The following is a 23,487-nucleotide window of genomic DNA, read 5'->3' on the forward strand; positions in this document are numbered from 1 at the left end:
CCTGCTTACGCCTTAGGCGGCGAACCGCCTGCCGTCCGCGACCTGGCAGGTCTGCGCCGGTTCCGCGTTCTCGGCGTTGGTGCGGCAGTGGGCTTGACCCGAATCCGCATCGATCGCCCATTTTGCTCGTCGATCTCGAACGAATTCGTCTTTCGCACGAGGTCACTCAGCTTGCGGAAGCCAAAGGTCCTCGGATCGAAATCGGAAGCCAAATTGGCAAGCTGCCGGCCGACTTCTCCGAGCGTGACCCAGCCGTCTTCGCTCTCCATCTGGGTGATGACCTTCTTGATGATGGGGGTCGCGGCATCAGGTGGCTGAAGCGATGTCGAACGCAACGCGGCGTCCTGGGTGTTCGCCGGGGCGGCAAGCAGATTCTCCGTGTAAACGAACCTTCTGCAGGCCTGTCGGAAGCTTTCCGGTGTCTTGTGTTCGCCGAACCCAAAGACATCGACGCCCTGCTCCCGGATGCGGGCGGCAAGCCGGGTGAAGTCGCTGTCGGACGACACCAGGCAGAAGCCATCGAACCGGCCGCTGTGAAGCAGGTCCATTGCGTCGATCACCAGGGTTATGTCGGAAGCATTCTTTCCAGTCGTATAGGCGAACTGCTGCTGCGGGATGATGGCGTGTTTCGACAGAATGTCGGCCCAGCCCCTCGACCGCGCATTGGAGAAGTCGCCATAGATGCGGCGCACGCTCGCCTCGCCGATCTTGGCAATCTCCTCGAACAGACCATCGGCGATCTTCGCGGAAGCATTGTCGGCATCGATCAGAACAGCGAGACGGGGCGAACGGAGCTCAGACGGCATGATATTCCCCAAAAGGACGCGACAACCGTGGATGGATATACCGATTTCGAGGCTGTTGCCGCCAGAGCTGATTTCCCTTCAGGGCACGATTAGGCGCAAACTGGCTCAGCCTGGGTTCACCGCAGGCGTTACGCCCCCAAGCGCCGCCGTCAACTCCGCCGCGACCTCGCGTACCACGCGGCCGATCTCCGGCAAGCGGGCATCGGTGACGCGGCTGGTCAGGCCCGAGACGGAGATCGCGGCCAGCGGCTCGGCGAGCGCGTTGTAGACCACGGCAGCGACGCAGCGCAGGCCCGCCTCGGCCTCTTCGTCGTCCACGGCAAAACCCTGCTTTCGGATCGTCGCGAGTTCCTTGAAGAGGTCGCTCGGCCGCACGATGGATTTTTCCGTCAGCCTGGGCATGCCGTGATGACGAATGACGGCGCCGACATCCTCGTCGGAGTAGGTCGCGAGCACGGCCTTGCCGACGCCTGATGTCACCATCGCGACGCGGCCGCCGACCTTGGTCAGCGAGCGCATGATCTCGCGGCTCTCCATGCGGGTCAGCACGATGATGAATTCGTCGTCGACCACCGCGAGATTGGCGGTCTCGCGAGTCAGATCGCGCAACTTGCGCAAATAAGGTATGGCTTGTGCGGTAAAATTGCGCCGACGCGCAAAACTGGCGCCCACAGTGAAGCTGCGCACGCCGACGTGCCATTTGGATTCGACGCGGTCGAACTGCACGAAGCGGCGGCTTTCCAGCGTGGCCAGCAGGCGGTGAACGGTCGAAGCCGATAGGCCCGTGCGCACAGCGAGATCGCTGAGGCGATAGCCTTCGTCGTCCTCGGCCAGTGTCTCGAGGATCGACAGCGCGCGGTCGACCGACTGCACGCCGCCATCACGATCGGCCTCCGATGCCGATCGAGTTTCGAGCGATTTGCGCCTGATCACGTTCCTGCTCATCGCGACCTGACTGTTCTCACCTCTCCCCGCACACGGGGAGAGGTGAATGGACGTCGTCGTCTCAGAGCAGGCCCGCGCCGCGCGCCCACTTGTACTTTGCGCCGAGCACCTCGACCGGCAGTTCGGTCGAGTACGCATAGGCCGGGATGCCGTTCTGGTAGAGATATTCGGCCGCTTCCTCGACTTCGACGTCGCCCGCGAGCGAGGCGACGATCGGCTTCACGAAACCCTTGGCTTCCATCTCCTTCTTCACCTCGACCATGTTGCGGGCGAACACCATCGGCGGCGTGACGATGGTGTGCCAGTAGCCGAGGATCAGCGAGTGGATGCGCTCATCCGTCAAACCGAGCTTCACCGTGTTGACATAGGTGATCGGCGGCTCGCCGCCGGTGATATCCACAGGATTTCCGGCCGCGCCGAACGGCGGGATGAACTTGCGGAAGGCAGCATCGAGGTCCGGCGGCATCGACATCAGCGACAGGCCGTTGTCAACACAGGAGTCCGACAGCAGCACGCCCGAGCCACCCGCACCGGTGATGATCAGGACATTCTCGCCCTTCGGCGTCGGCAGCACCGGCACGCCACGGGCGAATTCGAGCAATTGCCGCAAGCTGCGGGCACGGATCACGCCGGACTGCGCCAGGACGTCCTCGTAGATCTTGTCGTTGCCGGCGAGCGCGCCGGTGTGCGACGAGGCCGCCTTTGCACCAGCCGAGGTGCGACCGGCCTTGAGCACGATCACGGGCTTCTTCTTCGAGACGCGCTTGGCGGCTTCCGCAAAGGCGCGGCCGTCCTTGAGGTCCTCGCAGTGCTGCGCGATGAGGTTCGTATTCGGATCCTGCTCGAAGAAGGCGAGCAGATCGTCTTCGTCGATATCCGACTTGTTGCCGAGGCCGACAATCGCGGAGACGCCCATTTTGGCCGAGCGCGAGAAGCCGATGATCGCCATGCCGATGCCACCCGACTGCGACGACAGCGCCGCGTGGCCTTTAACGTCGTAGGCCGTGCAGAAGGTCGCGCAGAGATTGGCCGGCGTATAATAGAAGCCGTAGATGTTCGGCCCCATCAGGCGGATGTCGTACTTCTTGCCGACTTCGACGATCTCGGCCTGCAGCTCCGGCGCGCCGGCTTCAGCGAATCCCGACGGGATCAGCACCGCACCCGGGATTTTCTTCTCGCCGCATTCGGTCAGCGCCGCAGCCACGAACTTCGCAGGAATCGCGAACACCGCCGTGTCGATTACGCCCGGCACGTCCTTGACGCTCTTGTAGGCCTTGTAGCCGAGAATTTCGGAGGCCTTCGGGTGGATCGGATAGATCTCGCCTTTGTAACCGCCGTTGATGAGGTTCTTCATCACGGAGTTGCCGATCTTGCCGTCCTCGGCGGAGGCGCCGACCACGGCGACGGCCTTCGGCTGCATGATGCGGCTCATGGCCGCGACGATCTCTTCGGTCGGGCGCGGCTTCGGCTTGGGCTTGTAGGCGAAGTCGACGACGATGCGCACGTCGGCGGCAATGGCGTCCTTTGCGGTGGCGAACACCGGGTTGAGGTCGAGCTCGACAATTTCAGGGAAATCGGTGACGAGCTGCGAGACCTTGACGATGACATCGGCGAGTGCCGTGCGGTTCACCGGTTCACCGCCACGAACGCCCTTCAAAATCTCATGCGCCTGGATGCCGTCCAGCATCGAGAGCGCGTCTTCCTTGGTCGCGGGCGCGAGGCGGAAGGTGATGTCCTTGAGCACTTCGACCAGCACACCGCCGAGACCGAAGGCGACCAGCTTGCCGAACGAGCCGTCGGTGATCGAGCCGACGATGACTTCGGTACCGCCGGCCAGCATCTGCTGAACCTGGATGCCCTCGATCTTGGCGTCGGCCTTGTACTTTTTGGCGTTACCGAGAATGGTCTCGTAGGCTTTTTCGGCGTCCTGTGCCGTCTTGACGCCGACGATGACGCCACCGGCCTCGGTCTTGTGAAGAATATCCGGCGAGACGATCTTCATCACCACCGGGAAGCCCATCGACGACGCCATCTTGCCGGCCTCGCCAGCCGACTTCGCCACACCCTCCTTCGGCACCGGGATGCCGTAGGCGTCGCAGACCACCTTGCCTTCCGGGGCGGTCAGGCTGGTGCGGTTGTCGGCCTTGACCTGGTCAAGGACCCTGCGGACGACGTCTTTGGAATTGGACATATGGCTTCTCCCTTGACCTTCAGTTCTTGCTTTGCAAAGCGCGCGTGATGCGGCTGCCCGTGATGCTTGCCATCGCCACGCTCTGTTCCGTATGGCGGAATGCAGCGGCAGAAATGCCTAGACTACACCGCCGGTTTGGATCAAAAATGGCTAGTGATGGCATTTGGTATGCCAGAAGCCAACTTGTCAAGTCAGAGACCACCTTGGAACGCCGCAAAAAATAGGCAGCTTGACATTCTGGCATTTGGTATGCCAAAAACTTTCCGGTAAATATTCCTGTAAAAGACGACTCCCACTGGAGGAGAATCGTCGTGTCACTGCGGAAACCAACCAAGGCATTGCCGAACATGGCCGAGGCAGACATCGCAATCGTTCGTATTGCCCCGGAGAGCAGCTTCAAGAACAAGGCGTATGACGCCTTGAAGGAAGCCATCCTCAAGATGGACATCTACTCGACGCCCGAGCCTGTCATGCTGGACGAGCGCGCGTTGTCCGAACGCCTGGGCGTCAGCCGCACGCCGATCCGCGAAGCCATCGCGATGCTCGAGCAGGACGGTTTCGTGAAGACCGTGCCGCGCCGCGGCATCATGGTGGTGCGCAGGACCAAGAGCGAGATCGTCGACATGATCCGCGCCTGGGCCGCGCTGGAGAGCATGGCGGCGCGCCTCATCACCACCACCGCGCGCAAGAAGGACATCACGGCGCTGCGCGACTACTTCAAGGACTTCGGCAAGGACCGCCTGCCCGAGGATCACGTCGAGGAATATTCACGCGCCAACATCGCCTTCCACCAGGCACTGATCTCGCTGTCGGAATCTCCGGTGCTGGTCGATCTCACCAACGATCTGTTGCTGCACGTGCGCGGCTATCGCCAACTGACGATCGGCCGCAAGGACCGCACCGCGACGTCGCTGCCCGAGCATCTCGGCATGATCGAGGCGCTGGAGGCACGCGACACCGAGCTCGCCGAGAAGCGCGCCCGCGACCACACCCTTGGCCTCGCCGCTTACGTCGAATCGCACGGTCAGGAACTCTTCACCTAGCAACATTCACCAGAAGGGCGAAACATTCGCCCCGTTATCTTGAGACCAGGGAGACAAGGCCCATGCTGAACACCGCGACCAAGTCCGAAGCACCGGGCACCGAGCAAGAACTGACGGATGGCTTCCATCTCGTCATCGACGCGCTCAAGCTGAACGGCATCAACACCATCTATAATGTGCCGGGCATCCCGATCACGGATTTGGGCCGCATGGCCCAGGCCGAAGGCATTCGCGTGATCTCCTTCCGCCACGAGCAGAACGCCGGTTACGCCGCCGGCATCGCCGGCTATCTCACCAAGAAGCCCGGCGTCTGCCTCACGGTGTCCGCGCCCGGCTTCCTCAATGGTCTCACCGCGCTCGCGCACGCCACCACCAACTGCTATCCGATGATCCTGGTCTCGGGTTCCTCCGAGCGCGAGATCGTCGACCTCCAGCAGGGCGACTACGAAGAGATGGACCAGCTCGCGATTGCGAAGCCGCTGTGCAAGGCGGCGTATCGCGTGCTGCACGCCCAGGACATCGGCATCGGTTTCGCCCGCGCCATCCGCGCTGCGGTCTCGGGCCGTCCGGGCGGCGTCTATCTCGACCTGCCGGCCAAGCTGTTCGGCCAGGTGATGAACGCCGAGGCCGGCCAGAAGTCGCTGGTCAAGGTGATCGACGCGGCTCCGGCCCAGATCCCCTCGCCTGCTTCGGTCAAGCGCGCGCTTGATGTCTTGAAGAGCGCAAAGCGTCCGCTCATCATTCTCGGCAAGGGCGCGGCCTATGCGCAGGCAGATGAAGAGATCAAGAGCTTCGTCGAGAAGAGCGGCGTGCCGTTCCTGCCAATGAGCATGGCCAAGGGCCTGCTCCCCGACACGCATCCGCAATGCGCAGGGGCTGCGCGTTCGACGGTGCTGAAGGACTCCGACGTCGTGATGCTGATCGGCGCGCGGCTGAACTGGCTGCTGTCGCACGGCAAGGGCAAGAGCTGGGGCGATGCGCCGAAGAAGTTCATCCAGGTCGACATCGAGCCGAAGGAAATGGACTCCAACATCGAGATCGTCGCGCCCGTCGTCGGCGACATCGGCTCGGTCGTCTCGGCTTTCAACCAGGCGATCGCTACGGGCTGGACCGCCCCGCCGGCCGAATGGACCAAGGCCATCGTGTCCAAGCGCGACGAGAACGTCGCCAAGATGGCGCCGAAGCTCATGAACAACAAGTCGCCGATGGATTATCACGGCGCGCTCGGCGTGCTGAAAAACGTGATCAAGGAACATCCCGAGGCGATCCTCGTCAACGAAGGCGCCAACACGCTGGACCTCGCCCGCGGCGTCATCGACATGTACCGCCCACGCAAGCGTCTCGACGTCGGCACCTGGGGCGTGATGGGCATCGGCATGGGCCAGGCGATCGCGGCTGCGCTCGAGACCGGCCACCCCGTGCTCGCGGTGGAAGGCGACTCGGCCTTCGGCTTCTCCGGCATGGAGGTCGAGACCATCTGCCGCTACAATTTGCCGATCTGCGTCGTCATCTTCAACAATGACGGCATCTATCGCGGCACCGACGTCAACGGCGCCAACGCCGATCCGGCAACGACGGTGTTCGTCAAGGGCGCGCGCTACGACAAGATGATGGAAGCCTTCGGCGGCGTCGGCGTGAATGCGACCTCGCCGGATGAACTGAAGCGCGCCGTCAACGAGGCGATGGCCTCGGGCAAGCCGACGCTCATCAACGCAGTGATCGATCCCGCCGCGGGCTCGGAGAGCGGCCGCATCGGCAACCTCAATCCGCAGAGCGTTCTGCAGAAGAAGAAGTAAGTCCACCCCTCAACCCTTTATTCCCTGTGGTTCGCAGGGGCAGACAGAGTACGGAGCAACACCATGACCAAAGCGCTCGAGGGCGTTCGCATTCTCGACTTCACCCACGTCCAGTCCGGACCGACCTGCACGCAGCTGCTCGCATGGTTCGGCGCCGACGTGATCAAGGTGGAACGCCCGGGCGTGGGTGACATCACCCGCGGCCAGCTGCAGGACATCCCGAACGTGGACAGCCTGTATTTCACCATGCTCAACCACAACAAGCGCTCGATCACGCTCGACACCAAGAACCCCAAGGGCAAGGAAGTCCTCACCGAGCTCATCAAGAAGTGCGACGTGCTGGTCGAGAACTTCGGCCCCGGCGTGCTCGACCGCATGGGCTTCCCCTGGGAGAAGATCCAGGCGATCAACCCGAAGATGATCGTCGCCTCGATCAAGGGCTTTGGTCCCGGACCGTACGAAGACTGCAAGGTCTATGAGAACGTCGCGCAGTGCACCGGCGGCGCCGCCTCCACCACCGGCTTCCGCGATGGTCTTCCGCTCGTCACCGGCGCGCAGATCGGCGACAGCGGCACCGGCCTGCATCTGGCGCTCGGCATCGTCACCGCGCTGTATCACCGCACCCATTCGGGCAAGGGCCAGCGCGTCACCGCCGCGATGCAGGACGGCGTGCTCAACCTCGCGCGCGTCAAACTGCGCGACCAGCAGCGCCTCGAGCGCGGCCCGCTTAGGGAATACAGCCAGTTCGGCGAAGGCATTCCGTTCGGCGATGCCGTGCCGCGCGCCGGCAACGATTCCGGCGGTGGCCAGCCCGGCCGCATCCTGAAGTGCAAGGGCTGGGAAACCGATCCCAACGCCTACATCTACTTCATCACCCAGGCCCCGGTCTGGGAGAAGATCTGCGACGTCATCGGCGAGCCGACCTGGAAGACCGATCCGAACTATTCCAAGCCAGCCGCACGCCTTCCGCGCCTCAACGAGATTTTTGCCCGCATCGAACAGTGGACGATGACCAAGACAAAATTCGAGGCGATGGAAATCCTCAACAAGGACGACATCCCCTGCGGCCCGATCCTGTCGATGAAGGAGATCGCCGAGGACCAGTCGCTGCGCGCGACCGGCACCGTGGTCGAGGTCGATCATCCGACCCGCGGCAAGTACATCTCGGTCGGCAACCCGATCAAGCTGTCGGACTCACCGGCCGACGTCACCCGCTCTCCGCTGCTCGGCGAGCACACCGACGAGATCCTGCGCGCGGTGCTCGGCTTCAGCGACCACCAGGTCGCCGAGATCCACAAGTCCGGCGCGCTCGACCCGCCGCAGAAGCAGGCCGCCGAGTAAGCGGCACCACAACGCATGAGATGAAAGGGCCGCCCATCGAGGCGGCCCTTTTTGCGTCAGGAAGGCGGTGCGGCCACGTGCCCAACCCAAAAAGCGGAAAACAACCCCATGCACAGTAGCCCCTGCCGCGAACAAAACTTCGTATTTTACGAATTTCGTTTGACGCGTCGGGGAAAACAGGGGTAGTATGCCATTATGCGAGAAGCGAAGGCCGGCCTATGAGGGGCATCTCGACGCAGAGGCGCGTCACTGCCGCGCGCCGACGACCAGTCGGGTGGCGACCAGCCGGCATTTTTATTCGCGTCGGACAGTCTTTCGAGGAACCGGCGCGGTGGCCGTCAGTTGTTTATCCAGACCCGACTTCTCCACTCAGGGACGATGCGCTGTTTCACCAGCCCGCGAACGCGGACGGGACGTCAGCACATTCGCGGGCCAGACACGTTCAAACAAACCGAGACCGATATGTTGAGAGATCAATCCTCTGATCGCGCCAAGCGTGAAGCCGACAAGGCGTTCAAGCCTGCCAAAACGCAGAAACCGATGAATGACTACGCGAAGGACCAGCACTCCTTCAACGAAAACCGCGAGCGGCTGAAAGCGGAACGATTGGCTCGCGAGGCCAAGCCGAAAGGCAGCGAAGACTAGGATCGACGCACTCTAGAGCATCGACAGCACAACGACGCCGTCTTCGAGCTCTCCCGAATCCAACCGCGTCCGTGCGATGCGCTCGAACTCCGTGCGGTATTTTTGAAGATAGCTGAAGGCCTGCTTCTGCGTCGCAAAGGTGGTCGCAAGCCGGCATATCTGCCGACCCGCGCCGTGCGCGAGAAAGAAGGTGATGGTGCCGCCGGCGTCCGATTTGACTCTAGGCACGATCCGCACTCCCTGGCATGTAACCGGCCCTCTCCCGTCGTTCGGCAGCGATGCCGACGTCGGCTATTGCGGCGGCTTCTTCTTGCGCTTGGTCGGGATCGGTGCCGGCAGCGATGCCTGATGGGTTGCGTCGGCCGCTGCCCTGGCTTCGCGCAGCTCGCGAAGCCTCGCCATGTTCTTGCGAACGTCGATAGCCTGCCTTTCGGCATCCGCCATCGCTTGCGCGCCTTCTTGAGCCGCCAAACGCTGGCGGTTAGAGCGCGCGATGCTTTCGGGTGACGGTTCGGCCGATTTTCTGGCGCTCATCTTTCACCCTTTCGGAAACGGACAAAACCCGCTCAATCCAGCGATCGAGCGGGTCGCATGGCCGTTTCAGTACATCCGTGAAACGGCACTGGAGGACTTAAGCCAGCGAGAGATTCTCAGCGCTGACCTTGCCCCGCATCTTGTCGGTCTTGGCCTCGAAGTTGACCTTTTGGCCCTCAGCGAGACCCGCAAGACCAGCCCGCTCGACCGCGCTGATGTGAACGAACACATCGTTGCCACCGTCGTCGGGCTGAATGAATCCGAAGCCCTTCTGGCCGTTGAACCACTTTACAGTACCTGTCGTCATTTTTCTTCTCCAAAGAGCACACATGTGCGTTCCGCGTGACACTCACGCAGAACCGTTTCAATTCGTCGATGTCGATGGAAAAGGAGCCCGCGGGCGCATTCAACAAGGCACAGCGGCTGAACGAACAACAGTAAGGTATACCACATCAGCGTCGTTTGCAAGGCTGGGCCGGATTCAATTGCCCCATAAGCGCTGCAAGCCATTGCAGATATTTAGGATTCAGGCCCGCACGGCGTCAGACACTGCGCGAGCGGGCGCAATCGCAAGCGCCGATTTGATGCAATTCTCGTGGCCTGCCGATCTTTGCCTCGTCGCCCCACATGCGCATCCACTTCGTCGCGTTCTACCCGGGCGCCAGCGCTTGGCCGACCGCATAGAGCGAGCATTCCTTCCAGGCGGCCACGCATTGGCGCATGGCTTCGTTCTTCGCATCATCCACGGTTCGCATGGAGGTCGCCGATGAACAATGACCATCACGGTTCCAGGCATAGGCCTTGGCATCGGTCCATGCCTTCACATAGGCATCGAAATAGCCCGCGCACGCCGCGTTGAGCGGCGCCGGCGCCGGAATGGGTGCAGGCGGAGGCAATTCGACCAGCACTGACGTCGGCAGGCGCAATTGGTTCAAGAAACGCTCGACGGCCGCCCACCAGAAGTCAGCGGGGCCCATCGGCACCACGGCATGTCCGTCGACGCCGAAGGGCGGCAAGACCTGCAATTGCGCCGGCGCGCCGGAGGCGACGTAAGCATCGAACATGCGACGGCCCAACGCCGGCGGGGCACTGCGATCGTTCTCCGAATAAACCCAGAGCGCCGGAACGCGCGCCGTGCGGCCGAAGATGCGGGCGTCGGCGACGAGATGATCCGGGCTGCAGGTGCGACCCGGGACAGAACCGTGCGCCGCCTCGAAGTTGAGAACACCGACGACGCCAACAGGATTGTCCGCCGCCGCCGCGGTCACCGCAAAGCCGCCGGTGGAATGCCCCATCAGCACGACCCGATCGGGATCGACCCAGGGCTCACCGCGGAGCGTGGCAAGAGCGCCGGTCACGTCCTCAGCCGCGATCCGTGCAACGGCGAGATAGTCCCGATCGTCGCAGGGTCCGGACAGCGTCTCGGCGAATGGTCCGTCTGAATGACCAAAGCCCCGGCGCATGATCGATGCGACGGCATAACCATGCTGTGCAAACGCGACGGCAGGATTGAGGAGATCGGCCGGCGATTGTCGCTCCGCCGCGACCCGAAACGCTTGTCCGGCTGCGGGATTCGTGCCGTGGACCAGAAGAACCAACGGAAGGCGTCCGGGCCGATCCGGCCGCAGGATCATGGTCTCGAGTTTGACCTGACTGCCATCGGCGAGCGTGATCGGCATCATCCGATCCTGCCGAACGAGGCCCGGCAGCGCGGGATCGGCCACAGCCGAAGACACAAGAAGCACAAGCAAGCCGATCACATAGCCAAGTCGCCTCATCCTCGCCTCCCCGGACCAGATGTTCATTGATCTCCGCCAGCGAGCTGCTCGCGAAAAAGACTTCACTACGGCCGCATCGAACGTGTGGTGAAAGGCTACCCTGTCAAAGCCATCGGGATCGGAGCAAACCCAAGACAGCAGAGTGCGATGGCGAAAGCCCAACTGTCCTGAGCAACGGACACCCCCTGATTTCGCGCGGAAGTTGAGCGGGGAACGATAGCGGAATTGTGGCTTCGATGCTTCTAGACCCGCGCGCGTGGCACGAGCCGGGCGAGCAGAGGGACGTTGGCGTGCCACAGCATGCAATCACGCGCCCGCGCGGTCTGGCCGGCCGCAAGCTCGACAAGCTGCGCCCGCGAGAACAAGTGCCGCTCGCAGAAGAATGGGCGAAGCGGCGAGCGCGACAAGAAATTGTAGAACAGGGCGCAGCGGTCGCGCGCGATCGCCGGGCGGCCGCGATGGTAGCGGCTCGCAACATCCACGAAGATCACCGTCCCGGCCTTGCCGGTGCAGGTCGTCAGGTCGCCGTGCGCCAGCGTCCCGCCGAGCCGCTGCTCCAGCATTTCCTGCGTCAGCACCGGATAGTTGGCGCCGTCGAGCCGGTCGCTGCCTGGAAAGGCGCGATGCAGGATTTCGAGCGGGCCGCCCTCCTCATCGACGTCGTGCAGATAGACGATCACCTTGACCATGCGTCGGTCTTCGACATCGCGATGCCATCGGCGCGCCGCGACCTGACGGCCATCGGCCAATGTGTAGAAAAAATTCAGCGTGTCGTACGCCGCAGGCAAGCCGAGATAAGTCTCGACAATATCGAGAATGCGGTCGTGGAGGGGCCAGCGGACGATGTGTGGATGGCGCATCATGTCCTCGGCACCGACCTGCACCGTATACTGGCCGGCGAACTCACCTGCTTTGGCACGAACGGAATAGGCGTTCGCGATGTCGGTCGCCGATGTCCAGAGTGTGTCCGTGCCGGGCAGATCCAGCGCCGCGAGCGAGGTGACGTAAACGCCGTTTGTCTCCAGCCCGGCAACAACGTCCATGTCGTGCGGGGAGAGTTTTGGCAGGCGCGGCCTATGCGATGCGCGCGCCTTTTCGTAGGCCTTGTTCAATCGTCGGCCGACAGCTGGCATCCCGAGCAGCCGTGAAGCGGTTTCGGCCGGCAGGCTGCGGACCCGGCGCAAGGCCCGGTAACGCAGCGTCGTCTGCTTCATGTCGCAAATTCTCCAGTGCGATGGATTCGTCGCGCGGTCGCCGTGTCATGCGACGCGGCCTGCGACGAACTCATCGCTGAGACTAGAGGCAAAAATCCGGCCTGAGTGTGTCGAAGTGAACTGCGGGAGTAGATGCGCTCAAATTGTGCGAACGCTGCGTATGGCATGCATGCCGCATCGTCACGACACGTCAGATGCAGTTGCGGTAAACAGGTAGCGCCTTTCGTGCGATTGGCTGTTTCGCGGTGCGATCGACGGACGACCCGAGGCACACCCGGCGAAAAAATTTGACGCCGTCATGTCGGATCAGAGCCGGCGCGTTCGTCCTCAGGCCATGATTGGGCAATAGACCTGACCGTCGAGCCCAGCAATTCACAGGGAATAACACCATGCCCGGCACCGTACGTCTGCACCGCGTTCTCACGACCAGCCCGGACAAAGTCTATCGCGCTTTCGTTGAGGCCGATGCGCTGGCAAAATGGCTTCCGCCCAACGGTTTCACCTGCACCGTGCATCATCTGGAGGCCAAGGTGGGCGGCACGTTCAAGATGTCGTTCCGGAACTTTACGACCGGTAACGGCCATTCGTTCGGCGGCGAATATCTCGAGCTCGTTCCGGGGCAGCGTCTACGCTACACGGACAAGTTCGACGATCCCAACCTGCCGGGCGTGATCGAGGTGACCGTGATCTTGAAGAAGGTCTCCGTCGGCACCGAGGTGGATATCACACAGGCCGGCATTCCCGACGTCATTCCCGTGGAGGCCTGCTATCTCGGCTGGCAGGAATCGCTGCGCAACCTGGCGCGGCTCGTGGAGCCGGAGATCAATCAGTAGCCTGGATCAGGATCGCACCGTCGGATGTGATCCGCCGAGGGGAGCATCCGCGGATCGATCTGTTCGATCGTATGCGCGGATCCACCAACTTCGTCATTGCGAGCGCAGCGAAGCAATCCAGAGTCCCTCCGCGGAACGATTCTGGATTGCTTCACTGCGCTCGCAATGACGGAGAATGACGAACTCTCCGGGAGAACAACTCACATCGAGTCTGCGGAGAACGATTGCTACGCGCCCGCCTTCGTCTTCAGCCCGCCGTCTGCGGTCCAGCGGTCCGGCTCGGGACTGTGTCCGATCAGCGCGAGGCCGTAGGCGATCGACTCGAACTGGTCGCCCGACATCAGCCGCTCGTTGCCGAACCGGTCTGCGAACAGTTTTCGCACCGCCGGCACGAACGAAGTGCCGCCGGTCAAGAACACCTTCTCCACCTCGCGCGCGGTGATGCCGGCCTCATTCAGCACCTTGTCGACCGTGGCGCCGAGGCGAGCGATGTCGTCGGCAATCCAGGCGTCGAAGCTTTTCCGTGTGATGGTCGAGCCGATCTCGACGCCGCCGCCTTTGAAGCGGAAGTCGACTTCGTCCCTGGCCGAGAGCGCGACCTTGGCGTCCGACACCGCGCGGTACAGCGAAAAGCCGAGATCGAGATCAACGATGGTGATGAAATCCTCGAGCAGCGCGGGCTTGATCGCGGTGCGCGCAAGCTCCCGCAGCTCGCGCAGGTCGCCGTTGCTCTTCATCAGCGCGAGCTGATGCCAGCGCGCGAGGTTGGTATAGTGGCTGTTCGGGATCGGCAGCACCTTGTCGAACGAGCGGAAGCTCGAGCCCTTGCCGAGCCGCGGCGAGACGACGTGATCGACGATGCGATAATCGAACGTGTCGCCCGCAATGCCGATGCCGGCATGGCCGAGCGGCTCGGCGCGCAAGACGCCGCCTGCACGCGAGAAGCGCATCACCGAGAAGTCGCTGGTGCCGCCGCCGAAATCCGCAACCAGCACGGTCGCATCGCGCTCCAGCCGGCGGGCGAAGGAGAACGCCGCGCCCACGGGCTCATAGACATAGCGCGCGTGGCCGGCGCCGAGGCGTTCGAACGCGGCGCGATAGCGCTGCATGGCCAGATCGTCGTCGGGATTGCCGCCGGCAAAGCGCACGGGCCGGCCGACCGTGATGTTGGCCACCTCGAAGCCGAACTTGTCGCCGCCATGGCGCGCCAGCGTCCGCAGGAACGCCGCCAAAATATCCTCGAACTTGAAGCGCTGCCGGAACACCTGGGTGGTGTTGAAGCTCGAGCTGGCCGCAAAGGTCTTGAACGACTGCAGGAAGCGGTAGACGTAGCGGCCTTCGAGAAACTGCTCGATCGCCCACGGGCCACCCTCGGCCTGGGCGCCGGCGCCCGGCCGGTCCTCCCAGAAGCACAGGGCGGAGACGTAGGTGCTGTGCCGTTGTCCGCCGTGATCGAAGCGGATGGCCTCGACCCGGTGATCGTCGACCGCAAGGGCAACGACCGTGTTGCTGGTCCCAAAATCGATGCCGATCGAGACGGCGGGCGAGGCGCTCGACATGAACCACTCTGCGAGATCTGGAAAGGGGGGCGAAGCACTAACCGTTTTGCACTGCAGTGCCAAGAGCCGGATGCGAGAGCCGATCCGGAATGGCCCGGAGCTGCTTACGCCCCCTTTTGGGCCTCAAACCGCGTGTTTTGAGCCAGACAGCTCGCTTTAACGAAGCAATTATGCTGCAATGCGGCAATTCGAATGCTGCCATGCAATGGCATGCATAGACAGTGGCATCTGGTATACATAGATTGCCTTTCGAAATGAGACAGCATTACTGACTGTCTCGAGAAAGGAAATTCCGATGTCCAAGACCGCCTCCGTCGCGCTCGCGCCCTCCGCCTCGCTGTTCGCCCGCTTCATGGCCGCCGTCGACCGCTTCCTGATGGCGAGCGCCGAGATCTCCAACCACAACGGCGACCTGCCCCGCTTCGGCCTGTAAGGTCTGGACGAGAGCCGGCGCGTCGAATTGTCGCGGCGGTTGTAAAACCAGCGAACTCCTACTTTTGAACAATGGCCCTGCTCTGCAGGGCCATTTCTATTTGGGAATCGGCTCATTCTCGCAGCTTCGAAAACGGGGTTGCGTCATAAGCGCACAATGGGCCGGCGCGCGCTTGAAGCTTGGCATAATGAATACAAGAATGCCGCCAACGCTCGCTCAAAAAAACAGAAGCGCTCATTGGAGGATTCATGACGGACATGGTGCAGACAACAACGGCTCCTGCGGCCGCACGCGTCAGCGATACATATCGCTGGGCGCAACTGGCGATCGGCGTAGCGGCCATGGTGATGATCGCCAATTACCAATACGGCTGGACGTTCTTCGTCCCCGACATCCAGAAGAAATTCGGTTGGGATCGCGCCTCGATCCAGTGGGCCTTTACTCTGTTTGTTTTGTTCGAGACCTGGCTGGTGCCGGTCGAAGGATGGTTTGTCGATAAATACGGTCCGCGCCTCGTCGTGCTCGTCGGCGGCGTGCTCTGCGCGGTCGGCTGGGTGATCAACGCGCAGGCCACCACGCTCAACGGCTACTATCTCGGCATGATCGTCGCGGGCATCGGCGCCGGCGGCGTCTACGGCACCTGCGTCGGCAACGCGTTGAAATGGTTTCCCGACAAGCGCGGTCTCGCGGCGGGCATCACGGCCGCGGGCTTCGGTGCGGGCTCAGCGCTCACCGTTGCGCCGATCCAGGCCATGATCAAGGACAGCGGCTTCCAGACCACGTTCCTTTATTTCGGTCTCGGACAAGGCATCATCATCTGCATTCTCGCCTTTTTCCTGCTGGCGCCGAAGCCAGGCCAGGTGCCGGCCGTGGTGGCAAACGCCGCACTCGCGCAGTCGCGGCGCAACTACCAGCCGACCGAAGTTCTGCGTCAGCCGATCTTCTGGTTGATGTACTTCATGTTCGTGATCGTCGGCGCCGGCGGGTTGATGGTGACGGCGAATCTGAAGCCGATCGCGGTCGACTGGAAGGTCGACGCCGTGCCGGTCACGCTGATCGGCATGACCATGACCGCGGTGACGTTCGCGGCGACCATCGACCGCGTACTCAACGGCCTGACGCGCCCGTTCTTCGGCTGGATCTCCGACATGATCGGGCGCGAGAACACGATGTTCATCGCCTTCGGCATGGAAGGCGTCGGCATCTGGATGCTCTATCTCTGGGGTCAGGACCCGATCTGGTTCGTGATCCTGTCGGGCTTCGTGTTCTTCGCCTGGGGCGAGATCTACTCGCTGTTCCCCTCGACCTGCACCGACACGTTCGGCGCGAAGTTCGCGACCACCAATGCCGGCCTGCTCTACACCGCGAAAGGCACCGCCGCGTTGCTGGTGCCGCTCGCGAACTACGTGCAGCAGACCTCCGGCCATTGGGACAACGTGTTCATTCTTGCGGCCGGCGCCAACATTCTGGCCTCGCTCCTGGCGATCGTGGTGCTCAAGCCCTGGCGCAAGGTTGTGGTCGCGCAATCGAGCGTCTGAGCCGCTTCGTACACAACCGTCTCGCGGATGCGCCCGGCCTCACGGCCGGGCGTTTTCGTTTTGCCCGAACATACAATAATACCGGAAACCCGAAGGGAACCCGCACTTTCTTGAGTGGGGCCGCACAATAGGCCTTGCATTCTGGAATATGGTATACCAAGCTGCCGGCCGCGCTTGCGACGATAAGCCACAATATTTGCGACACTCCGTCATATGGGCAGCAGTGTCGTGACCAGACAGGCGCTTGGGAGGTTGTTGATGATGTCCAGCACGGATGGCGCCGTGACCGCTGCGCCCCTACGAACCAGTTTCCGTTGGCTCCAGCTCGCAATGGGCATCGTCTGCATGGCGATGATCGCGAACCTGCAATATGGCTGGACGCTGTTCGTCGATCCGATCGATGCCAAGTACCATTGGGGGCGCGCCGCCATCCAGCTCGCCTTCACCATCTTCGTCGTCACCGAAACCTGGCTGGTGCCGATCGAGGCGTGGTTCGTCGACAAATACGGCCCGCGCATCGTCATCATGTTCGGCGGCGTGATGATCGCACTGTCCTGGATCCTGAACTCCTACGCTGACTCGCTTCCCGTGCTCTATGCGGCGGCCGTCGTCGGCGGCATGGGCGCGGGCGCGGTGTACGGCACCTGCGTCGGCAATGCGCTGAAATGGTTTCCGGACCGCCGCGGCCTCGCCGCCGGTGCAACGGCTGCCGGCTTCGGCGCGGGCGCAGCGCTCACCGTGGTGCCGATCGCGGCGATGATCGCGACGAGCGGCTTTCAGCACGCGTTCCTCACCTTCGGCATCGGCCAGGGCGTGATCGTGTTCGTGCTCGCCTTCTTCATCCAGCCGCCGCGGATCTCGATCCCGCCGAAGAAGAAGCAGCTCAATCTGCCGCAGACCAAGATCGACTTCACCCCGCCGCAGGTGCTGCGTGCCCCTATTTTCTGGGTGATGTATCTCGTCTTCGTCATGGTCGCCTCCGGCGGCCTGATGACCGCGGCGCAGATCGCGCCGATCGCGCACGACTTCAAGATCGCCGACACGCCGGTCTCGCTCGCCGGCTTCCAGATGGCGGCCTTGACGTTCGCGATCTCGCTCGATCGCATCTTCGACGGCTTCGGCCGTCCGTTCTTCGGCTTTGTGTCCGACACGATCGGCCGTGAGCACACCATGTTCATCGCCTTCGGCACGGCGGCGCTGATGCTGCTGACGCTGTCGGCCTACGGTCACGTTCCGATCGTGTTCGTGCTTGCCACTGCAGTTTATTTCGGCGTGTTCGGCGAAATCTACTCGCTGTTCCCCGCCACCTGCGGCGACACCTTCGGCTCGAAATATGCGACCACCAACAACGGCATGCTCTACACCGCGAAGGGCACCGCCTCCCTGCTCGTGCCGCTCGCCAGCGTGATCTCGACCGCCTATGGCTGGAAGGCCGTGTTCGTGGTGGCCGTGGCGCTGAACGCGACGGCCGCGCTGATGGCGCTGTTCGTGATCAAGCCGCTGCGCCGCTCCTTCATCCTCGGCAAGGAAGCCGAGCGCGCCAACACCGCGACCGCGAGTGCAAAGACCGAGACGGCGTGAGCCGCCAGACGCCTTGACGACGGCCAGAAGGGGCGCAGCGATGCGCCCCTTTTTCTTTGTCTCCTTTGGGTCCGCCACGGCAAACGTCAGCATTGCTGCCGCAAGAATTTTCGGATCAGCCAAATCGAGTGCTTGACGTTTGGTATTATGTATACCACACTTGATCCATCATTCACCCAGGGAGGTTGCAATGCTGGTCGGAGACATTCTGCGCAAGAAGACACCGCGCGTTGTCACGGTGCGAATGAACGAAACGGTTTGTATCGCCGCCAAGCTGATGCGGGCCAACAACATCAGCGCGCTGGTGGTGAAGGACGTGGTCCGCTCCGAAGGAAACACGGCGGTCGGCATGTTCACAGAGCGCGACGTGGTGCGCGCGGTCGCCGAGCACGGCGCCAACGCCGTCAACGTCAAGGTCTCTCAGCTCGTCTCGGTGCAGCAGCTGGTCTCCTGCACCTCCTCGGACACGATCGAGCACGTCAGGCATCTGATGAACCGGAATCACATCCGGCACCTGCCCGTGATCGACGACTACAGCCTCGTCTCCGTCATCAGCATGCGCGACATCGCGGCTGCCGTTGACGAGGCGACCAACAGCACGTCGCAAGCAGCCTAAAGCGCGACCACTCTTCCCCTGCGACTACCGGCCCCGGCTCGGACACCTCCGAGCCGGACCGGATCTTTCGCCCAAATTTCCGGTACCCCCCCGCGAGGATTTCATGAAGATCTGCATCTACGGCGCCGGCGCGATCGGCGGATATCTCGGCGTGCAGCTGGCGCGCGCAGGCGCCGATGTCAGCCTGGTCGCGCGCGGCGCGCACCTCGCCGCGATGCGCGAGCACGGCCTGACCCTGCTCGCCGGCGAGGAGACGCACACCGTCCATCCCCGCTGCACCGACAATGCGGCCGATCTCGGCGTGCAGGACTACGTCATCGTCACGCTGAAGGCGCATTCGATCACCGGCGTGATCGAGAAGATGCAGCCGCTGCTCGGGCCCAACACCCGCATCGTCACTGCGGTCAACGGCATCCCCTATTGGTACTTCCACAGGCACGGCGGCGATTTCGAGAACTCGACGCTGGAGAGCATCGATCCCGGCGGGCGGCAATGGCGCGAGCTAGGTGCCGAACGCGCGATCGGCTGCATCGTCTATCCCGCCACCGAGATCGAGGCGCCGGGCGTGATCCGGCACGTCTACGGCAACAATTTTCCGCTCGGCGAGCCCTCCGGCGAGATCACGTCGGACGTGCAGCGCCTCGCCGACCTCTTCGTCGCGGCCGGCCTGAAGGCGCCGGTGCTCGACCGCATCCGCGACGAGATCTGGCTGAAGCTCTGGGGCAATGTCTGCTTCAATCCGATCAGCGCGCTCACGCACGCCACGCTCGACGTGATCTGCACCGATCCGTCGACGCGGGCGCTGTCGCGCGCGATCATGGTGGAGACGCAGGCGATCGCCGAAACATTCGGCGTCAAGTTCCGCGTCGACGTCGAGCGCCGCATCGAGGGCGCCCGCAAGGTCGGCGCGCACAAGACCTCGATGCTGCAGGATCTCGAGCGCGGCCGCCCGATGGAGATCGACCCGCTCGTCACCGTGGTGCAGGAGATGGGCCGCCTGACCAGGATTCCGACGCCCGCGCTCGACTCGGTGCTGGCGATGGTGACCCAGCGCGCCCGCATCGCCGGCCTCTATGACGGCGTGTCGGCACCATCGGATCCTCGCGCACTGGCGGTGGCGTGATGGCGGGCGAGATGAAACACTGGCTCCGCTTCCGCCACGCCGGCACCACCGGCTTCGGCACGCTCTCCGCGTCGGGCATCAGCGTGCACGAGGGCGAGATGTTCGGCCGCAACGCAAGCACCGGCAAGATGCTGGCGCTGTCGGAGGTCGAGCTGCTCGCGCCCTGCGCGCCCAGCAAGATCGTCGCGCTCTGGAACAATTTCCACGCGCTCGCCGCGAAGCTCAATCAGCCCGAGCCGCCGGAGCCGCTCTATCTGCTCAAGGCCACCACCACCATCACGACGCCGGGCGCCGTGATCCGCCGTCCCTCCTACTACGACGGCAAGACCACCTATGAGGGCGAGCTCGGCATCGTCATCGGCAAGACCTGCGCCCGCGTCTCTCCTGCGGAAGCCGACGGCTTCATCTTCGGCTACACTTGCGTCAACGACATCACCGCCAACGACATCCTGACCAGCGACCCTACCTTTCCCCAGTGGGCCCGCGCCAAGGGCATCGACGATTACGGCCCGTTCGGCCCTGTGATCGCAACCGGCCTCGATCCGGCGAAACTCACGGTTCGCACCATCCTCAACGGCGCGGAGCGGCAGAACTATCCGATCTCCGACATGATCTTCAGCGCGCAAGCCCTCGTCAGCAAGATCTCCCACGACATGACCCTGCTCCCCGGCGACCTCATCGCGGTCGGTACCTCGGTCGGCGTCGGCGTCATGAAGGAGCCGGTGAATAGCGTGACCGTGGCCATCGACGGCATCGGCGAGCTGACCAACGAGTTTCGGCTGTAACCCCGCGCACCCCTCCGCCGCCCGGCCAACGCAACCAGCCGTGGATTGTGCAACCGAATACGTCCGGCAACCCGTCCGGCCCTTGATCTCGGTTCCGCTCTCCAATAGCAATCATGGCGAGATTGTGCCGGCGTGGGGGCGTCGCGATGTGGTTGTTTTTCCTGGTTGCCTGGGCTGTCCTGCTCGCCGCCATCGCGTTTCTCGCCCCGCAGGCGTTGGGCTACGACATCACCCATCTGCCCGCCGCGTTTGCCGCCCTGCCGATGCCGCAACGCATCGCAGCCGGGGCGATCCTTGTGGTGGGGCTGGCGCTGATCGGCGCCTCGGCGTGGCGGCTTTCGCGCCAGGACCGGCGCCTCGACAAGCTGCGCGACCGCCTCAAGAAGACCCGGGAAGACGTCGTCGTCGCCCACGCCCTGCAAAATCATCTCGATACCACCGTCCAGCACCTGATCGAGAGCGATCCCCGGGAGGCCGTCTCCGCACTGCACGACAAACTGGGCGAGACCGAGCAGCGCGCGCTGCTCCAGCAGGGCCGCAATCAGTCCACCGACATGCACGACCAGCTCGCCGAGATCCGCCGCCGGCAGCAAGGGCTGCGCGAGATGGTCGGCAAGGTCGCCGACCAGCGCCGCGCGGTCGAGCCCGTCTTCACCGAGATCCGCGACCGCCAGAACCAGCTCGAACGCGCGCTCCTCGACCTCGAGACCGACGACCGCAAGAATAATCTCGCCGACCGTCTGAAAGACATCGCCCGCGACGTCTCGACGCTGCTGGGCCGGGTCACCGCGGTGCAGGACATTTTTGCGACGCTCAACCAGTACAAGGAAGATCTGGCAAAATCCCATGCCGAGCTGGTGCCGCTGCGCTCGTCCGACGCCGGCATCAACGCCCTGATCAGTGAGCTCAGTCTCAGCCATGACCGTCTCGCCAAGACCGTCGACGAGCTCGAGACCGGCGGCGAGGCGCCGCTCAGCGCACGCGTCGAGACGCTGTCGACGAACAGAAACGAGATCGAGCAGCGCCTGGCCCGCATCGACGACAGCGCCAACATCCTCAAAGCCATCCGGCTCGATTTCGAGGAGCTCGGTCAGCGCAAGGCGCAGCTCGAACGCTCGCTCGCCAGCGTCGAGACCGATCCCGACGGCAAGACGCTCGTCGACCGCCAGAACGCGCTGAACGATTTCGTTCTCCAGTCGCGCCAGCGCCTTGGCGCCTTGCAGGAGACGCTGGCGACGCTGAATGCCTTCAAGACCGAGCTGTCGAGGTCGCAGGCCGATCTCGTCCCGCTGAAAGCACCAGTGTTCGGCATCGAGGCCATGATCGCCGATGTCAGCACCACCCGCGATCTCCTGGCCAAGACCGTCGGTGAGATCGAGGCCCATGGCGATGTCACCCTCACCTCGCGCGTCGATGCGCTGACCAACAGCAAGCGCGAGGTCGAAGACGGCCTCGCCCGCATCTTCGAGAATTTCAACGCGCTCGATGCCTTACGCAAGGATATCGGCGGCATCTTCTCGACCATCCGCAACAGCCTGAACCGGATCGGGTGAAGGCCGAACGACGCACCGGTTCGAACCGCGATTGATCCGCGCGCGACCAACCGGACATGCGCTTCATCCTCGGCTTCCTGTCCGCTCTGCTCGGCGCGCTCGCTGGATGGGCCGGCCTGGCCGCGCTGGTCGTCATGCTGGCGGGGCCGGACCGCGATGGCGGCATCGCCATGGGGGCCTTCTTCGACATCGGCCCGATCGGCGGCGTTGTCGGCCTGATCGCCGGCATCTGGCTGTTCGTGCGTTTCGGCCTGGTGCGAAACGCAACGCCACGGCCGCCTGCGGACACCCCCGATGCCAGGCCTCCCCGCGCCACGCGGCTCTCCTTCCCCTTTGCCGTTACCGTGCTGCTCATCGTGGCCATCCTCGGCTATTGGGGATGGTACGAACTGATCCGCTCGCCCAATCTCAGCCACGGCTTCATGACGCTGCAGATCGAGTTTCGGCTTCCCCCCGGCATGACACTGCTGGACAAGGAGGAGGACGTTCACATCGAAGTCGAGGAAGCCTCGGGATATGCCAACGCCATGTTGCCGGCGAACTGGCGCGCGCATGACGGTGACCGCAAGGCGATCATTTCCACGGCGTCCCTGATGTACAAGACACGTCACCGCGCCGTCAGCCTGACGCTCCCGGGCGTGCCAACGCAGAGCTGGTCGATCGATCTTCCCTCCGATCCGGACCCCACGCCCGGCTTTTCACCCTGGCGCACCGCGAGCGAGCCATCGCCAGCCAAGATCGAGATGCACTTCAGCCTCACCGCCGATCGCTGACGAACGCACGGCGCGCCGAAACATGTAGACACACATCACATCTGTGCGCACCCGATCAATGCCGCCAACAAGTCGCAGGGGTGCCGCACTGTCGACGCATTCGGCCGCCCTTCTGTAAGCCGTGTCTGGGGGCACGGCTCAGCCGTGTTTGGACCAAACCTGCTAGGGGTATGACTGTGAAGAAGATTGTATTTGTTCTGGGTGCGACGCTTGCTCTGGTGACGGCTGCGAACGCTGCGGACCTGCCGCGCCGCCAGCCCGTGCCGGTCTATCCGGCCGAGCAGGCCCCGATCGGCAAGATGCCGATTGGCAAGAGCCCGATTGGCAAGGCCCCGATCGGCAAGGCGCCTGGCCCGGTCGCAGCGCGCTACTGAGCCGCAAATATCTGCGTAGGCGGCCG

24 protein-coding genes are annotated in these 23,487 nt (G+C 63.3%); 14 read left to right on the forward strand and 10 right to left on the reverse strand.

Translation table 11 applies throughout. From position 1 onward, the window contains the following. Positions 1 to 5 precede the first annotated feature (5 nt). From K3F49_RS12305 to K3F49_RS12320, 4 genes are all read right to left on the reverse strand, one after another. Positions 6 to 806, reverse strand: coding sequence for an NYN domain-containing protein (locus K3F49_RS12305; RefSeq protein ID WP_234681180.1), 801 nt, complete (start codon positions 804 to 806; stop codon positions 6 to 8). Between the two features lie 105 nt (positions 807 to 911). After that, on the reverse strand, positions 912 to 1,751 hold the full coding sequence (locus tag K3F49_RS12310) for an IclR family transcriptional regulator (protein ID WP_234681181.1): 840 nt from the start codon (positions 1,749 to 1,751) through the stop codon (positions 912 to 914). A gap of 61 nt (positions 1,752 to 1,812) precedes the next feature. After that, entirely contained in the window at positions 1,813 to 3,942 is a 2,130-nt protein-coding gene (locus K3F49_RS12315) for an acetate--CoA ligase family protein (protein ID WP_234681182.1), read from the reverse strand. Between the two features lie 19 nt (positions 3,943 to 3,961). Then, the gene (locus K3F49_RS12320) at positions 3,962 to 4,306 is read right to left on the reverse strand and encodes a hypothetical protein (protein ID WP_234681183.1); all 345 of its coding nucleotides are present in this window, start codon (positions 4,304 to 4,306) and stop codon (positions 3,962 to 3,964) included. On the opposite strand from K3F49_RS12320, the gene K3F49_RS12325 reads away from it, so the two are divergent. The 4 genes from K3F49_RS12325 (at position 4,290) to K3F49_RS12340 (ending at position 8,767) form a co-directional block, all read left to right on the forward strand. Continuing rightward, positions 4,290 to 4,985, forward strand: a complete 696-nt coding sequence (locus tag K3F49_RS12325; RefSeq protein ID WP_234681184.1) for a GntR family transcriptional regulator — start codon at positions 4,290 to 4,292, stop codon at positions 4,983 to 4,985. The two genes, K3F49_RS12320 and K3F49_RS12325, sit on opposite strands and share 17 nt — an antisense overlap. 62 nt (positions 4,986 to 5,047) lie before the next feature. Then, positions 5,048 to 6,781, forward strand: a complete 1,734-nt coding sequence (oxc, locus tag K3F49_RS12330) for an oxalyl-CoA decarboxylase (RefSeq protein ID WP_234681185.1) — start codon at positions 5,048 to 5,050, stop codon at positions 6,779 to 6,781. Positions 6,782 to 6,844: 63 nt separating this feature from the next. Next, positions 6,845 to 8,122: a formyl-CoA transferase gene (gene frc, locus K3F49_RS12335; RefSeq protein ID WP_234681186.1), complete on the forward strand. Its 1,278-nt coding sequence runs from the start codon at positions 6,845 to 6,847 to the stop codon at positions 8,120 to 8,122. Between the two features lie 462 nt (positions 8,123 to 8,584). Further along, positions 8,585 to 8,767, forward strand: a complete 183-nt coding sequence (locus tag K3F49_RS12340; protein ID WP_234681434.1) for a hypothetical protein — start codon at positions 8,585 to 8,587, stop codon at positions 8,765 to 8,767. A 12-nt stretch (positions 8,768 to 8,779) separates the two neighbouring features. On the opposite strand, the gene K3F49_RS12345 is transcribed toward K3F49_RS12340, so the two are convergent. The 5 genes from K3F49_RS12345 to K3F49_RS12365 form a co-directional block, all read right to left on the reverse strand. Then, positions 8,780 to 9,004, reverse strand: coding sequence for a hypothetical protein (locus K3F49_RS12345; RefSeq protein ID WP_234681187.1), 225 nt, complete (start codon positions 9,002 to 9,004; stop codon positions 8,780 to 8,782). A gap of 54 nt (positions 9,005 to 9,058) precedes the next feature. Next, a complete protein-coding gene (locus tag K3F49_RS12350; RefSeq protein WP_234681188.1) occupies positions 9,059 to 9,301 on the reverse strand; it encodes a transcriptional regulator in 243 nt (80 codons plus the stop codon). Positions 9,302 to 9,398: 97 nt separating this feature from the next. Continuing rightward, positions 9,399 to 9,608, reverse strand: a complete 210-nt coding sequence (locus K3F49_RS12355; protein WP_026201564.1) for a cold-shock protein — start codon at positions 9,606 to 9,608, stop codon at positions 9,399 to 9,401. 343 nt (positions 9,609 to 9,951) lie between these two features. Continuing rightward, positions 9,952 to 11,079 carry an alpha/beta hydrolase family protein gene (locus tag K3F49_RS12360; protein WP_234681189.1) on the reverse strand — a complete coding sequence of 376 codons (1,128 nt, stop codon included), beginning with the start codon at positions 11,077 to 11,079 and terminating at the stop codon, positions 9,952 to 9,954. A gap of 242 nt (positions 11,080 to 11,321) precedes the next feature. Beyond that, a complete protein-coding gene (locus K3F49_RS12365; protein WP_234681190.1) occupies positions 11,322 to 12,293 on the reverse strand; it encodes a phytanoyl-CoA dioxygenase family protein in 972 nt (323 codons plus the stop codon). A gap of 389 nt (positions 12,294 to 12,682) precedes the next feature. Here K3F49_RS12365 and K3F49_RS12370 point away from each other — a divergent pair, with 389 nt between their 5' ends. Then, complete coding sequence (locus K3F49_RS12370) at positions 12,683 to 13,126, forward strand: SRPBCC family protein (protein ID WP_234681191.1); 444 nt, start codon at positions 12,683 to 12,685, stop codon at positions 13,124 to 13,126. 227 nt (positions 13,127 to 13,353) lie between these two features. Here the strand turns inward: K3F49_RS12370 and K3F49_RS12375 are convergent, their stop codons facing one another. After that, entirely contained in the window at positions 13,354 to 14,685 is a 1,332-nt protein-coding gene (locus K3F49_RS12375) for an Hsp70 family protein (RefSeq protein ID WP_234681192.1), read from the reverse strand. A 295-nt stretch (positions 14,686 to 14,980) separates the two neighbouring features. Here K3F49_RS12375 and K3F49_RS12380 point away from each other — a divergent pair, with 295 nt between their 5' ends. The 9 genes from K3F49_RS12380 to K3F49_RS12420 all read left to right on the forward strand — a co-directional run bounded on the left by K3F49_RS12380 (position 14,981) and on the right by K3F49_RS12420 (position 23,461). Continuing rightward, a complete protein-coding gene (locus K3F49_RS12380; RefSeq protein WP_164938782.1) occupies positions 14,981 to 15,118 on the forward strand; it encodes a hypothetical protein in 138 nt (45 codons plus the stop codon). Between the two features lie 248 nt (positions 15,119 to 15,366). Next, positions 15,367 to 16,656, forward strand: a complete 1,290-nt coding sequence (gene oxlT / locus K3F49_RS12385; RefSeq protein ID WP_234681193.1) for an oxalate/formate MFS antiporter — start codon at positions 15,367 to 15,369, stop codon at positions 16,654 to 16,656. A 258-nt stretch (positions 16,657 to 16,914) separates the two neighbouring features. Then, on the forward strand, positions 16,915 to 18,237 hold the full coding sequence (oxlT, locus tag K3F49_RS12390) for an oxalate/formate MFS antiporter (protein ID WP_234681194.1): 1,323 nt from the start codon (positions 16,915 to 16,917) through the stop codon (positions 18,235 to 18,237). Positions 18,238 to 18,427: 190 nt separating this feature from the next. Further along, complete coding sequence (locus tag K3F49_RS12395; protein WP_234681195.1) at positions 18,428 to 18,853, forward strand: CBS domain-containing protein; 426 nt, start codon at positions 18,428 to 18,430, stop codon at positions 18,851 to 18,853. 103 nt (positions 18,854 to 18,956) lie between these two features. After that, positions 18,957 to 19,976, forward strand: a complete 1,020-nt coding sequence (locus K3F49_RS12400) for a 2-dehydropantoate 2-reductase (protein WP_234681196.1) — start codon at positions 18,957 to 18,959, stop codon at positions 19,974 to 19,976. A gap of 11 nt (positions 19,977 to 19,987) precedes the next feature. After that, complete coding sequence (locus K3F49_RS12405) at positions 19,988 to 20,761, forward strand: fumarylacetoacetate hydrolase family protein (protein WP_234681197.1); 774 nt, start codon at positions 19,988 to 19,990, stop codon at positions 20,759 to 20,761. Between the two features lie 146 nt (positions 20,762 to 20,907). After that, entirely contained in the window at positions 20,908 to 22,314 is a 1,407-nt protein-coding gene (locus K3F49_RS12410) for a hypothetical protein (RefSeq protein WP_234681198.1), read from the forward strand. 56 nt (positions 22,315 to 22,370) lie between these two features. Further along, positions 22,371 to 23,087, forward strand: coding sequence for a hypothetical protein (locus K3F49_RS12415; RefSeq protein ID WP_234681199.1), 717 nt, complete (start codon positions 22,371 to 22,373; stop codon positions 23,085 to 23,087). 170 nt (positions 23,088 to 23,257) lie between these two features. After that, positions 23,258 to 23,461, forward strand: a complete 204-nt coding sequence (locus tag K3F49_RS12420; RefSeq protein ID WP_148754708.1) for a hypothetical protein — start codon at positions 23,258 to 23,260, stop codon at positions 23,459 to 23,461. The last annotated feature ends 26 nt before the right edge of the window (positions 23,462 to 23,487 follow it).

This window comes from Bradyrhizobium monzae, from assembly GCF_021458635.1.
Lineage (GTDB): Bacteria > Pseudomonadota > Alphaproteobacteria > Rhizobiales > Xanthobacteraceae > Bradyrhizobium.